The organism is Halogeometricum pallidum JCM 14848 (assembly GCF_000337095.1).
GTDB classification, from domain to species: Archaea; Halobacteriota; Halobacteria; order Halobacteriales; family Haloferacaceae; genus Halogeometricum; species Halogeometricum pallidum.
This window is the reverse complement of sequence record NZ_AOIV01000023.1, coordinates 103,797-116,018: the sequence shown is the minus strand read 5'-3', so window position 1 is coordinate 116,018 and position 12,222 is coordinate 103,797. Positions and strand designations below refer to the sequence as shown.

Genomic DNA, 12,222 nt, shown 5'->3' with positions numbered 1-12,222 from the left:
CATCGGACCGAGGTTCGATTACGCCGTCCGAGACGGTACTCAGCTATCCCGTAAGCGCGCTCTCGACCCACACTCGAGTCACAGGCGGTCGACGCCCGGGTCGATGCTGACGCCGTTGCTGCCGTACGCTTTGATTTCTCGGCCGAGCGTGTCGATGGTCTCGACGTCCTCGTCGTCGAGTTCGAGGTCGAGCGAGTCGAGGTTCTCGCGGAGGTGCGATTCGGTCTCCGCGCCCGCAATGGGCATGACGCCGTCGAGCTGCTGGGCCCACGCGAGCGCGACCGAACTCTCGGTCGTGTCGTGCTTCTCGGCGATGCCCCCGAGTTCGGGTATCATCTCGGCCCGGCCGCCGAGCAGCGGGCCGTAGGCGGTGGTCTGTACCCCGCGCTCGCGGTGGAACTCGCGCGAGCGCTCCTGCTGGAGGAGCGGGTGCAGTTCGATCTGGTTCGCGGCGACCGTCGGGTCGGCGTACTCTAGGGCGGTGTCGAGAATCTCGGGCGAGAAGTTGCTCACGCCGATGTTCGAGACGGTCCCCTCTGCGACGAGTTCGTTGTACGCTTCGAGCGTCTCTTCGGGGTCGTAGTCGCCGAGCGGCCAGTGGACGTAGAGCAGATCGATGGTGTCGACGCCGAGTCGGTCGAGACTCCCCTCGACGGCGTCGTGTACGTCGTCGTAGCCGAGGCTGTCGTACCAGAGTTTCGTGGCCAGCGTGAACTCGTCGCGGTCGACGTCCGCGCGTTCGATGGCGTCGCCGACTGCCGACTCGTTCCCGTAGAACTGGGCCGTGTCGACGTACTCGTACCCCATCTCGATGCCGGCGGTCAGGAGGTCGACGTCGGTGATGTCGAGCGTGCCGAAGCCGATCGGCGGGAGGTCTAGAGCCATGTCCGCGACCAGGTCGCTCACGGGAGTAGTAGTTACGGCGGTACGCACCTCTGAGCACTCGACGGGGGACGTATCCATCACCCGTCGCGCATTCTCGAAGTGAGTGTCGTCCCATGAGCGTCTCACCGGTCGTGCTCGGAGAGAAGGCGAGGAACTCCCGACGGAGTTCCGGAGAGCGCATCAGACTGTTCGGCGAGTGGAGGCGTCGAACGGTGCGCTCGTTCCGCGCGTGTTTTGTGCGCTGAAGAAATAGCTCGACCGATGCGCGGCCGAGTTCCCTATCGGAGCGCCGCACGCGTAGTCGTAGCTGTCGCCGCGTTCGCGTTCGCCGCCCGTCCAGTCGCGGCCCACCAGCTTTCGACTCGGTTCGACGCTCCCGTCCCGCTGGGACTACTCTATGCGGGCGCGGGAGTCACCGTCGCCCTGACCGCCGTCCTCGTCGCGCGACTCGACTCGACGCCGGAGCGGACTGCGACTCTCGGCGCGATTCCGCGCCGTTTCCTCGTCGCTCTCCGGTCGCTCGGCCGTGTCGGGTTCCTCCTCGTCTGTCTCGCCGTGCTACTACACGGACTCTTCGGGCCGCGCGCTCCGGGCGAGAACCTGGCGACGCTCGTCACGTGGGCGATCTGGCTGAAGGGCGTCGCGCTCGTTTCGATACTCCTCGGCAGTCCGTGGCGAATCCTCTCACCGTGGCGGACGGTCTACGAGGGCCTCTGCCGGTTGGAGGGCGAACCGATACGGGTCCGGCGGTATCCCGACCGGCTCGGAGACTGGCCCGCGCTGATCGGATTCGTTCTCCTCGTCGGTGTCGTCGAGAACCTCACCCGGATTCCGCAACTGCCCGAAGTGACCGCCGTCGTCGTCGCGTCGTACGGTCTCGTGATGGTACTCGGCGCGTTCGTGTTCGGCCGCGCGTGGTTAGACCACGCCGACCCGCTGGCGGTGTTCTATCGGCTGCTAGGGAGAGTCGCCCCCGTCGGGTCACGCGAAACGGACCGCGGAACGGTCGAACTCACCGTTCGCTACCCGTGGCAAGCCTGTTCTCGACCGCTCGATTCGCGGACGGCGGCGGCGTTCGTCGTCGCGATGGTCTATACGGTCACCTTCGACGGGTTCGCCGAGTCGCCGATCTACCGCGACCTCTACTTCGGCGCACAGGAGGCGCTCGGCGTCGGCGGGACGGTGAGTATCCTCCTGTACTGCCTCGGATTACTCGGATTCGTGGGGTGTTTCGCGGGCGTAACGGCCCTCGTCGACCGACTGCTTCGGGAAGGCGTCGCGCGCACCGGTGCGGGACGCTCGTCGCGGGCCGAGTCCGACGGCGGGTCCGTCCCGACGATATCGCTCGTTCTCGCGCCGACGCTCCTCCCTATCGCGGCGGGATACGAGTTCGCGCACACCTTCAGCTACGTCCTGACGTACGCGGGACGACTCCCGCGCGTCGCCGGTCTCGACCCGATCGACCCGCTGTGGTGGCTCTCGCTTCCGTCGTACTGGGGGATGCAGGTGTGTCTCATCGTCGCGGGTCACGTCGTCGCCGTCGTCGCCGCCGACGCCGTCACTCGGCGCCGCGCGCCCACGGAGCGCTGGGCGCTGATCGCTCACGCGCCGCTGGTCGCGCTGATGGTCGGCTACACCGTCCTCTCGCTGTGGGTCATCTCCCTGCCCGTCGCCGCCTGAGTCGTCGCGCTTCCGGGAGGAATACCGGAGCGCTCACGTCCGCCGAGATGCGAACTCCGTTCGAATGAGAGCGACGACGTTCCTCGCGATGCTCGGTATCGTCCTGGTTCTCGGAACCGTCGTCGTCCTCGGATTCACCGGCGGACTCGGGAGCGACGGGCTGGACGCGACGTGGACGAGCGACACCGGTCGAGACATCTCCTCGAATCACCACGCCGTTGCGGTCGGCGACGACCGAGTGTACGCGCCAATCAGCGGCGCGGACCGAACCGGAAACTGCGCGCTCGTCGCGATGAACGCGACCGACGGGTCGAGCGTCTGGAACGACACGCTTCCCGCGGCGAACTGCACGATTCACTCCGTCGCCGACCCGACGGTCGCGGACCTCGACGGCGACGGGCGACTCGAAGTGCTCGCGGCGACGACCGAACGGGAGGTCGCGGTCTTCGACGCGGCGTCCGGCGACGTTCGGACGCGACTCGGGCTCTCGAACTACGGCTACACGAAGCCCCTCGTCGCCGACCTCGCCCCCTCGCCCGGGCGCGAAATCGTCGCGGTCGACGTGACCGGAACCGCGTTCGTCTTCGCGTCGAACGGCACCGAACTGTGGACCGCGAACCTCGACGGCTACGTCTGGGCGCAACCGACGGTGGCCGACTTCGATGCCGACGGCTCGCCCGAACTGCTCGTCGGGAGACGGACGGGCGAGGCGGTTCTCTTCGCCGGAGACGGCTCCGTCGAATGGGACGAGACGGTGACGGAGAACGGGTCGCTGACGTGGGGGACGCACGGGCAGGCCGACGACGACCCGGCCCTCGAAGCGGTGTTCACGACCGTCGGAGGCGACGTGGTCGCCGTCGACGGCGGTACCGGCGCGGTCGAGTGGCGAACGAGCGTCGGCGAGTTCGCCGCCGTTCACGCGTTCGGCGACGGCGACGGAGACGGTGACGCCGAGGCGTACGTGACCGCGAAAGACGGGACGGTTCGTGCACTCGACGCCGCAACCGGGCGGACCGAGTGGACGATCGAAATCGTCGTCGACCAGGTCCAGATGATGCCCCCGCCGAATCTCGGTGACCTCGACGGCGACGGCTCGCCCGAACTCCTCGCGGCCGGAAACGACGGCAGCGTGACCGTGTTAGACCCTGCCGACGGCGACGTGTTGTCGACGTACGGCCGCGACGTTCCGATATTCACCCACGCGACGCTGGCGGACGTCGACGACGACGGCGCTCAGGAGGCGTTCGTCATCTACGCTGACGGGCGCGTCGTGCGATTAGAATACGAAGGCGGGTCGTGAGACGAGGAAACTAGGCGCTCCTTCGACTCGAGGACGAGACCGCGGTGAAAAACGTCGTTACGGACGAGTTCGGTACGACCGTCCGCACGGCCTCGGAACCCGACCCCGTCGGCGGACGCCAACTGGACCCACGTATCGTACGTCGACGACGGTGCACTGTTCCCCCGTCCTCTCTCCCTCTCGACGGCGCCCCGTCGATTCGAATCCCTTTAGTGGCTCTCGGCGCTACTGAGTAACCCAGCCGTCCGAGCGGGATCGCCGCTCCGGATTTCATCTCGACGCCTCGTCGCCGCGCAGTCTCCTGTTTTCCAGTCGAAACGAAGGGGTTCGTCGACGGAGAGATGGTTCGAATCTCCACACGAAACGGAGGGGTTCGCTTCGAGTTATTTCTCGACGTTCAGTAGCGCGACGCGTTCGCAGACGAGCGATTCGATGTCGCCGTCGACGACGGCGAGTTCGGCGTCGGTCACGTCGAAAAACTCCCGCATCCGTTCGCCGTCGAACCGTCCGAGCGTCCGTTCGTCGACCAGCATCTCGCGCAGGTCCGCCGCCGCGCGGGCCTCGTCGCCGCCGTCGACGAGGGCGACGGCGGGCACCTCGCCCTCGGAGACGCCCATCGTCAGCGCGTCGTCTATCTGGCGGCGGCCCGCGGCGTACAGCAGTATCTCCACGGCCCTGTCGCGGGCGACGTTCTCTCCCCGGTCGATGGCGCGGTCGGCTAGTTCGACGGCGCAGCGGAGGTGTTCCTCGCCCGCGACGTACCGCGCGTCGAACACCTGCACCGTCGCGCCCGTCTCCTCGGCCACCTCGGCGACGGCGGCGACGAACGCGTCGACGCTCTCCACGTCGGCGACGCCCTCGACGAACCTCACCCGAAATCACCCAGACTGGCCTGCTCCTGCGGGTCGTCCGCGTCGTCGCCGCCGCCTTCGGTTCGCTCGCTCGCTCGCTCGAACGTCGCCTCGGGCACGTCGGCCTCGCTCTCGTCCACGTCGTCCATCGACGGGTCGCGCCGCCCGGCGGCTTCGAGGACGTTCTCGGCGGTTTTCCGCCGCCCTCGCAGGGCGGCGAGAATCACGGACTTGTCGGCCTGTCTGAGGTCGTTCCGGGTCTCGATGCCGGCCTCGAACAGGCGGCGGGCGCGCTTGCGGCCGACGCCGCGCACCCCGGCTAAATCGAGCAGTTCGTCGCGGACGCCGTACTCGACGCGCTTTTTCGCCTCGCGGACGGCGACGGCCGAGGAGAGATCCAACTCCCCGGCGAGTCGTTCGGCCGCGCCGAGCAACCACTGCGCCGTCTCGACTTTGCCTCGGATGTCGCCGGGGCCGACGCCGTAGCGTTCGGTGATTCGGTCCTCGTCCACCTCGCGCGTCCAGTCTTCGAGCAGTCTGGCGGTTTTGAGGGCGGACAGCCACTCCTCGAAGCGCACGTCCTCGTACTCGGAGGGGACGCTCCCGAGCAGTTCGGGCTCGCGCTCGTAGCACTCCTCGGTGTAGGTCTCGCGGTCCCCCGACTTCAAGTAGAGTTGGTACATGTCGGGCGTCCGCGAGACGAGGTGGAACAGGCCGAGCGCCGTCGGATAGGTGCGGTCCGTCTCGATGGGTTCCGCGCTCTCTGCTCCCTCCTCGTCTCCCGTCGAGACCATCTCGCTGGCCCGTTGGAACCCGCCGGACTCGTCCGCCTCCTCCTCGGCGTCGCTCGCCGCGCGCCGAGCGTCGGCGTCTGAGACGCCTTCCAGTGCGCGGAGTTTCTCCTCGCGGTGGTCGGCGCCCCAGCGCAGGCCGTCGATTATCTCCGCGGCGCTCATCGGGTCGAGGTAGAGGCGCGAGACGGTGTGCCCGATGGCCGTCGCGGAGATGTCGTCCCCGTCCATCTCCACGAAGCCGTTCGCTTCGAGATATCGGAGGACGGTGTCGGTGACCCGTTCTAACCGTCCGGGCTCGTCCGTCTGCGTCGCGTACAGCGTCCGGTCGAGAAACTCCAACAGTCCTTCGCGCGTGTGGGCGAACCCGGAGGCGACGGTGGCTAAGAGGTGCGTCCGCAGGGCGGGTTCGGCGGCGAGTTTCGAGCGGACGGGTTCGGCGTCGGCCCAGACGTAGCGCTCGAACAGTTGGTCGCGCGTCTCGGAGTCTTTCGCCAGGAGGACGGCCTCGCCGTACGGGTCGAGGCCGGGGCGGCCCGCCCGCCCCATCATCTGGTGGACTTCGAGCACGTCAAGCGGTTTCATGCCGCCGAACTCGCCGTCGTAGCGCTGCCAGTCGCGGACGATGACGCGCCGACTCGGCGTGTTGACGCCCGCCGCGAGCGTCGGCGTCGCGGAGACGGTTTTCACCGACCGGGCGCGGAACGCCTCCTCGACCAACCGCCGGTGCTCGGAGGCGAGGCCGGCGTGGTGGAACGCGGCGCCCTTCGCCACGCAGTTCGCGAGCGTATCGCTCGTCTCGGCGTCCGACACGTCGCGTATCTCCTGTGCCAACTCGGCCAACTCGCTTCGCTCCTCGCCCGTGAGGTACTCCGCCGTCACGTCCTTCAGACGCTTCGCGGCCGCCTCGGCGTTCCGCCGGGAGTTGACGAACACGAGCGAGGACCCGTCCTCGTCGAGGGTGTCGGCGACGAGCGCCGACGTCTGTCTGCCGCCCTTCCCGACCGGAACCTCCCGCTGGCTCCCGTCGTCGAACGAGATGGCGTTGCCGTAGTGGACGCCCATCTTCAGGTCGATGGGTCGCCACTCCGACTGTACGAGCGTCGCGTCGAGCCACTCGGCCACCTCCTCGGCGTTGCCCACCGTCGCCGAGAGGGCGACGACCTGTAGCCCGGCGTTTATCTTCCGCAGTTTGCCCAGCGTGACCTCCAACGTGGGGCCGCGGTGGCCGTCGTTCACGAGGTGCACCTCGTCGGCGACGACGCAGGAGAGGTCGCTCACCCACCCCGCGTTGTTGCGGATGAGCGAGTCCACCTTCTCGGAGGTGGCGACGATGATGTCCCGGGAGGAGAGCCACTCGCCGCTGGACTCGTAGTTGCCCGTCGAGACGCCAACGTCGATACCGAACTCCTCCCAGCGTTCGAACTCGGCCTTCTTCTCGGAGGCGAGGGCGCGAAGCGGGACGATGTACAGCGCCTTTCCGCCTCGCTGTACGCTCGACAGCATCGCCAACTCGGCGATGAACGTCTTCCCGGACGCCGTCGGGACGGAGGCGAGGACGCTCTCGCCCTCCGTCACGCCCGCCTCCACCGCCTCGGCCTGCGGGGGGTACAGTTCCTCGATGCCCTCCGACTGCAACCGCTCGGGCACCCCCTCCGGCAGGCCCGGCACGTCCTCCGGTCTCATTGGCGCGGAGTAAGCCGTCACCCGGTTTAAATTGTCGGACCCGTCGGCGAAGGCCGCCGCGCGCCGTTCGATGTCGCGGCGTCGTCACCGCTTTGTACGCCCTCACCGAACGCCCGGCATGAAGATCCGCTACGACCGCAACACCTGTATCGGCATGTTCCAGTGCGTCGACGAGTGGGACGCCTTCGAGAAGAACCTCGACGACGGGAAGGCCGACCTGGCGGGCGCCGAAGAGGTCGAAGACGGCGTCTTCGAACTCGAAGTTCCCGACGGCGAGGAGTTCGAGGCCGAGTTCTCCGCGCGGGTCTGTCCCGTCGACGCCATCGAACTGTACGACGACGACGGCGAACAGGTCGTCTGACCGACACTGATTCGGCCCCCGATAGATAGCTCGGACGCCGCGGAGAAAGACGGTCTCGTCGCGACGCCGTCCAACGTTTCACGTATCGTGTCTGTCCAGATTCGAGTGGGGTTTGCACAATCGTTATGTACGCATGAGGAGATGTGGCGAGCGAGAGCATGACCCGAGATATCCACGGCCACCGCGTCGCCGAGTGGGCCGACCTCGTCGGCGAGTCCATCCCGGACGGCGTCGCAGACGGGTCGGAACGACTGACGCCCGACCCGAGGGGCGACCGCGACGCTGACCGACGATAACGGCCGACTGACGACAACCACCGACCGACGATACCTACCGGCGAGCACCGCACGCGACCGGAGATACACTTTCACCGCGGTTCGCTAAGCCTTAACCCGCATCGCGCCCAAGCGGGCCCAATGGCGGCCGCAGACGACCCCTCGCACGTCGACCACCCCCTCCTGAGCCCGTCGTTCATCGAGCGACGCCTGTACCAGATTCGGCTGGCGGGCGCCGCACGCGACGCGGATACGCTCGTCTGCCTTCCCACCGGACTCGGCAAGACGACGGTCAGCCTTCTCGTCACGGCCGAACGCCTCCACGAAATCGGCGGCAAGGCGCTCTTTCTCGCGCCGACGAAACCGCTCGTCCAACAGCACGCCGACTTCTACCGCGAGGCGCTGACGATACCCGACGACGAGATCGTCGTGTTCACCGGCGACGTGCGCCCGGACGACCGGGCGGCGCTGTGGGAGGACGCCCGCATCGTCATCGCCACGCCGCAAGTCGTGGAGAACGACCTCATCGGCAACCGCATCTCTCTGCGCGACGTGACGCATCTCACGTTCGACGAGTGCCACCGCGGCACCGGCGACTACGCCTACGTCTACATCGCCGAACGATACCACGCCGACGCCGAACACCCCCTCGTCACGGGGATGAGCGCCTCGCCCGGCGGCGACGAGGAGTCCATCCTCGAAGTCTGTGAGAACCTCGGCCTCTCGGAGGTCGAGGTGATGACCGAGGAGGACGCCGACGTCGACGAGTACACCTACGACACCGAGGTGGAGTGGGAGCGAATCGACCTGCCGGACGAGATTCTGGCGATACGCGACGCGCTCAACGACGTCATCAAGGACAGACTGGAGAAACTGAAGTCGCTCGGCGTGACGAACACGACGAGTCCGGACGTCTCGCAGAAGCAGTTGAACGGGATGCGCGCGGAGTTGCAGAAGCTGATAAACAACGACAAGTCGGAGGGCTACAAGGGGATGTCAACGCACGCGGAGGTGATGAAGCTCCGGCGGGCGGTCGAACTGGTCGAGACGCAGTCCGTCGAATCGGTCCGGCGCTACTTCGAACGGCAGCGCAACGCCGCCCGGTCGTCGGGGGCGTCGAAGGCGAGTCAGCGACTCGTCTCCGAACCCAAGGTGCGAGAGGCGATGCGGAAGGCCGAGTCGTTCGACGAACTCCACCCCAAGTTCTCCCGCACGCGAATCCTCCTCGCGCAGACGCTCGGCATCGAGGGCGGCCAGCGCGTCATCGTCTTCACCGAATCGCGCGACACGGCCGAGGCGCTCACCGACTTCCTCTCGGCGTCGTTCGACGTCCGGCGGTTCGTCGGTCAGGGCGACAAGGACGGCTCCGACGGGATGACCCAGAAGGAGCAACAGGAGACGCTGAACGAATTCCGGAACGGCGAGTTCGAGGTGCTCGTCTCCACCTCCGTCGCCGAGGAGGGGTTGGACGTGCCCGAAGTCGACCTGGTCCTCTTTTTCGAACCCGTGCCGACGGCGATTCGCTCCATCCAGCGGAAGGGGCGGACCGGCCGGCAGGCCGAGGGGCGCGTCGTCGTCCTGATGGCCGAGGACACGCGCGACGAGGCGTACTTCTGGATCTCCCGGCGTCGCGAAAAGGAGATGGAGTCCGAACTGCGCGACCTGAAGGGCGTCGCCGACGAGGTGGAGGCGGAACTCGACGACTCCCAGAAGGGGTTGGACGCGTTCGGCGGCGCGTCGGGCGAATCCGGCGAGTCAGGCGGTGCCGCGCCGCCGAACGGTGCGGACGCGTCGGCGAACGGCGAGGCGACAGACGCCGCGTCGACGACGGGAGCGAACGGCCAATCCGGTCTCACGGAGTTCTCCGCGACGGACGCGGAGCTAGCCCGCGCCGAGGACGACGCGAATCGAGGCGACGATGGGGACGACGGCGGCGACGGAGACGATGGAGACGAACCCCTCGACACCGAACCCGAGGGCACCGTCGCCACCGCCGGGCGCGACGATGACGTGGTCGAAATCGTCGTCGACCAGCGCGAACTCGACTCCTCCATCGCGAAGGACCTCTCGACGCGCGACGGCGTCGAAACTCGGTTAGAAACGCTCGCGGTGGGCGATTACGTGCTCTCGGACCGCGTCGCCGTCGAACGCAAGTCCGTCTCGGACTTCCTCGACACGCTCACCGGCGGCGACCGGTCGCTGTTCGAACAGGTGGGCGACCTCTCGCGGGCGTACGCGCGACCGCTCTTGATTCTCGAAGGCGAGGGCCTCTACGAGGAGCGGAACATCCACCCCGGCGCGATTCGCGGCGCTTTGGCCTCGCTGGCCGTCGACTTCGACGTGAGCGTCCTGCAGACGCGCGACGAGGCGGACACGGCGGAACTACTGTTGACCGTCGCGTCGCGCGAACAGACCGAACGCGACCGGTCGGTGAGCGTCCACGGCGGCAAGAGCACCAAGACGCTCACCGAACAGCAGGAGTACGTCGTCTCCTCCATCGCCGACATCGGCCCCGTCACCGCGCGCAATCTCCTCGAAGCGTTCGGCACCGTCGAAGCGGTGATGACCGCCCGCGAAGACGACCTGTTGGAAGTGTCCGGAATCGGAGCGGTAACCGCAGAGCGAATCCGAGACGTGGTCGGCTCCGACTACGAATAGGTCGACGTAACCCACGTTCGGGACAGTTCCGGGAGACAGAAAGTCATCCGTTTGAGCTGTCGGAGATATTACTATATCCTCACAGTGCGTATACAGAACGTATGAGCGTCAAACTCACTCCCGGTGCGGTGCGGGCGTTCTACGGAACCCCGCAACACGAGACGCGACCGCTGACCGACCCGGAAGCGGCGTGCGTCGTCACCGCACCGTCACCCCCCACCGACCGCGAACTGCGGTCCTACGCGGAGTGGTCGAGCGCCGAGCGAAGGCGGATTCAGGCGGAGGCGCTCCGCCGACGGGTCGAACGCGAGCGCACCGAGGAGACGTCGCCGGCGTCGAACCCCGGCGCCCGGGGCGTCATGGTACGATGGTGACGGGAACGCTCTCGTCGTGAACCACGGTGTCGGCGGCGCTGCCGAGGATGGCGCGCTCGATGGTGCCGGAGCCGTGATGCCCCATCACCACGTGGTCGAACCCCCGCTCTTCGACTAAGCGGAGTATCTCCCGACCCACTTGGTCGCCGGGGGTGACGTCCATCTCCAGGATAGACAGCTCCGGCTCCGAGTCGAGTCCGGCCGACTCGACGGCCTCGCGCGCCCGTCCGAGGACGATATCGGTCGCGTCCGTCTCGGCGTCGGAGAAGTGGACGACGTGAAGTTCGGCCTCGAACCGGGCGGCGAGTTCGGCGGCGAACGTCACGGCGCGGTCGCTGCAGTCCGAACCGTCGATAGGGGCGAGAATATCCATGCACGCACCTACGGGAGCGACCGAGAAAGAGGTGTCTGCCGCTTATCGGTCCAGCGCGTCCAGCGCCTCGGCCGCTTCGCGGGCCGCTTCGAGATGGGCCGTCGCCTGCTGCGGTTCCTCCGTCGCGGTCGACCGTCGTGCGTGCTCCGTTATCGCCCGCAGGAGCGCCTCGCGCGCCCCTCGCATCGAGGCGTCCGTCGCATTCGTCGCATCCGCCGCTTTCGCCGCTCCCCCCGCCGGTTCCGTCGTCCCCGTCGCTGGAGCGGTCGACGACTCAGCGGACCCGAAGGAGGCCGACTCCTCGGCGGCCGCCTCGGTCGACGCCGTCCGCATGTTCGAGGCGCTCCCGCCGTTCGAGGCCCCCGCCCGTGCATTCGAGGTTCCCGTCCCCGCGTTCGACGCTTCGGTGCTCGGCGCACCGCCCGCGTCGGACACCTCCGCCGGCACGTCGCGTTCGGCTTCCGGCGTCGGCACCGACGGCTCCGCCTCGCCCGCCGACTCTCCGTCTTCGACGGACCCCGACGCGCCGTCGGAGGAGGCGCTCCCGGCCTCGCCGTCGGCGATGTCCGCGGCGGCGGCGTCGGCCGTCTCGGCCGCCGCGTTCGTCTGCTTGCTCTGACAGTTCGGGCAGAACTCCGTCCCCTGATAGCGGAAGATGGGCGTCCCGCACTGGTTGCAGTGCTTGTTCGTCATCGTCGCCCCCTGCAGGAGGAGTTCGCTCATCCGCTGGGTCTCCTCGCGTCGCTCCGCGTCCTTCTCGTACTTCTCGCGGAGACGCTGTCGCTCCGCCTCTTTGTCGAAATCGCTCATATCTCGACGGAGGGCACGTGCGTCGAAAAACCCACCGGGACCGCCGACCGAACCGCCCCGCCCGACGACTGCGGCGTCGCGACCGTTCGGCTGTCGACGGATTTCGACAAACGACGAACTACTAATACGACGATAGAGGCGCGGAGGGGGCGGTTCCGAAGCGTTTAATCGGAATCCG

At 67.6% G+C, this 12,222-nt stretch carries 11 protein-coding genes; 6 read left to right on the top strand and 5 right to left on the bottom strand.

The features are described from left to right. Positions 1 to 78: 78 nt before the first annotated feature. On the bottom strand, positions 79 to 885 hold the full coding sequence (locus tag C474_RS09900) for an aldo/keto reductase (RefSeq protein WP_049916902.1): 807 nt from the start codon (positions 883 to 885) through the stop codon (positions 79 to 81). Positions 886 to 1,146: 261 nt separating this feature from the next. Here C474_RS09900 and C474_RS09895 point away from each other — a divergent pair, with 261 nt between their 5' ends. Beyond that, a complete protein-coding gene (locus tag C474_RS09895; protein WP_008386364.1) occupies positions 1,147 to 2,565 on the top strand; it encodes a hypothetical protein in 1,419 nt (472 codons plus the stop codon). A 64-nt stretch (positions 2,566 to 2,629) separates the two neighbouring features. After that, on the top strand, positions 2,630 to 3,865 hold the full coding sequence (locus tag C474_RS09890) for an outer membrane protein assembly factor BamB family protein (RefSeq protein ID WP_008386361.1): 1,236 nt from the start codon (positions 2,630 to 2,632) through the stop codon (positions 3,863 to 3,865). Between the two features lie 383 nt (positions 3,866 to 4,248). On the opposite strand, the gene cgi121 is transcribed toward C474_RS09890, so the two are convergent. Then, positions 4,249 to 4,737, bottom strand: a complete 489-nt coding sequence (gene cgi121, locus C474_RS09885) for a KEOPS complex subunit Cgi121 (RefSeq protein WP_008386359.1) — start codon at positions 4,735 to 4,737, stop codon at positions 4,249 to 4,251. Next, the gene (locus C474_RS09880; RefSeq protein WP_008386358.1) at positions 4,734 to 7,193 is read right to left on the bottom strand and encodes an ATP-dependent DNA helicase; all 2,460 of its coding nucleotides are present in this window, start codon (positions 7,191 to 7,193) and stop codon (positions 4,734 to 4,736) included. The genes cgi121 and C474_RS09880 overlap by 4 nt, the downstream gene beginning before the upstream one ends. 118 nt (positions 7,194 to 7,311) lie before the next feature. Between C474_RS09880 and C474_RS09875 the strand changes: the two genes are divergently transcribed. From C474_RS09875 to C474_RS09865, 4 genes are all read left to right on the top strand, one after another. After that, positions 7,312 to 7,554, top strand: coding sequence for a ferredoxin (locus C474_RS09875; protein WP_008386356.1), 243 nt, complete (start codon positions 7,312 to 7,314; stop codon positions 7,552 to 7,554). Positions 7,555 to 7,712: 158 nt separating this feature from the next. Further along, positions 7,713 to 7,850 carry a hypothetical protein gene (locus tag C474_RS22600; protein WP_169330564.1) on the top strand — a complete coding sequence of 46 codons (138 nt, stop codon included), beginning with the start codon at positions 7,713 to 7,715 and terminating at the stop codon, positions 7,848 to 7,850. Between the two features lie 120 nt (positions 7,851 to 7,970). Beyond that, positions 7,971 to 10,487, top strand: coding sequence for a DEAD/DEAH box helicase (locus C474_RS09870; RefSeq protein ID WP_008386352.1), 2,517 nt, complete (start codon positions 7,971 to 7,973; stop codon positions 10,485 to 10,487). Between the two features lie 101 nt (positions 10,488 to 10,588). Next, a complete protein-coding gene (locus tag C474_RS09865; protein WP_008386351.1) occupies positions 10,589 to 10,861 on the top strand; it encodes a hypothetical protein in 273 nt (90 codons plus the stop codon). Here the strand turns inward: C474_RS09865 and C474_RS09860 are convergent. Together C474_RS09860 and C474_RS09855 are read right to left on the bottom strand one after the other, a co-directional pair. After that, the gene (locus C474_RS09860) at positions 10,845 to 11,234 is read right to left on the bottom strand and encodes a universal stress protein (protein ID WP_008386350.1); all 390 of its coding nucleotides are present in this window, start codon (positions 11,232 to 11,234) and stop codon (positions 10,845 to 10,847) included. The two genes, C474_RS09865 and C474_RS09860, sit on opposite strands and share 17 nt — an antisense overlap. Positions 11,235 to 11,276: 42 nt before the next feature. After that, a complete protein-coding gene (locus C474_RS09855; protein WP_008386349.1) occupies positions 11,277 to 12,044 on the bottom strand; it encodes an Sjogren's syndrome/scleroderma autoantigen 1 family protein in 768 nt (255 codons plus the stop codon). Positions 12,045 to 12,222: the final 178 nt, after the last annotated feature.

What these genes read in the sequence shown, in the direction of transcription:
- C474_RS09900 (WP_049916902.1), bottom strand. Translation starts at nt 885, where the DNA reads ATGGCTCTAGACCTCCCGCCGATCGGCTTCGGCACGCTCGACATCACC.
- C474_RS09870 (WP_008386352.1), top strand. Translation starts at nt 7,971, where the DNA reads ATGGCGGCCGCAGACGACCCCTCGCACGTCGACCACCCCCTCCTGAGC.
- C474_RS09890 (WP_008386361.1), top strand. Translation starts at nt 2,630, where the DNA reads ATGAGAGCGACGACGTTCCTCGCGATGCTCGGTATCGTCCTGGTTCTC.
- C474_RS09895 (WP_008386364.1), top strand. Translation starts at nt 1,147, where the DNA reads ATGCGCGGCCGAGTTCCCTATCGGAGCGCCGCACGCGTAGTCGTAGCT.
- C474_RS09865 (WP_008386351.1), top strand. Translation starts at nt 10,589, where the DNA reads ATGAGCGTCAAACTCACTCCCGGTGCGGTGCGGGCGTTCTACGGAACC.
- C474_RS22600 (WP_169330564.1), top strand. Translation starts at nt 7,713, where the DNA reads ATGACCCGAGATATCCACGGCCACCGCGTCGCCGAGTGGGCCGACCTC.
- C474_RS09880 (WP_008386358.1), bottom strand. Translation starts at nt 7,193, where the DNA reads ATGAGACCGGAGGACGTGCCGGGCCTGCCGGAGGGGGTGCCCGAGCGG.
- C474_RS09875 (WP_008386356.1), top strand. Translation starts at nt 7,312, where the DNA reads ATGAAGATCCGCTACGACCGCAACACCTGTATCGGCATGTTCCAGTGC.
- C474_RS09860 (WP_008386350.1), bottom strand. Translation starts at nt 11,234, where the DNA reads ATGGATATTCTCGCCCCTATCGACGGTTCGGACTGCAGCGACCGCGCC.
- C474_RS09855 (WP_008386349.1), bottom strand. Translation starts at nt 12,044, where the DNA reads ATGAGCGATTTCGACAAAGAGGCGGAGCGACAGCGTCTCCGCGAGAAG.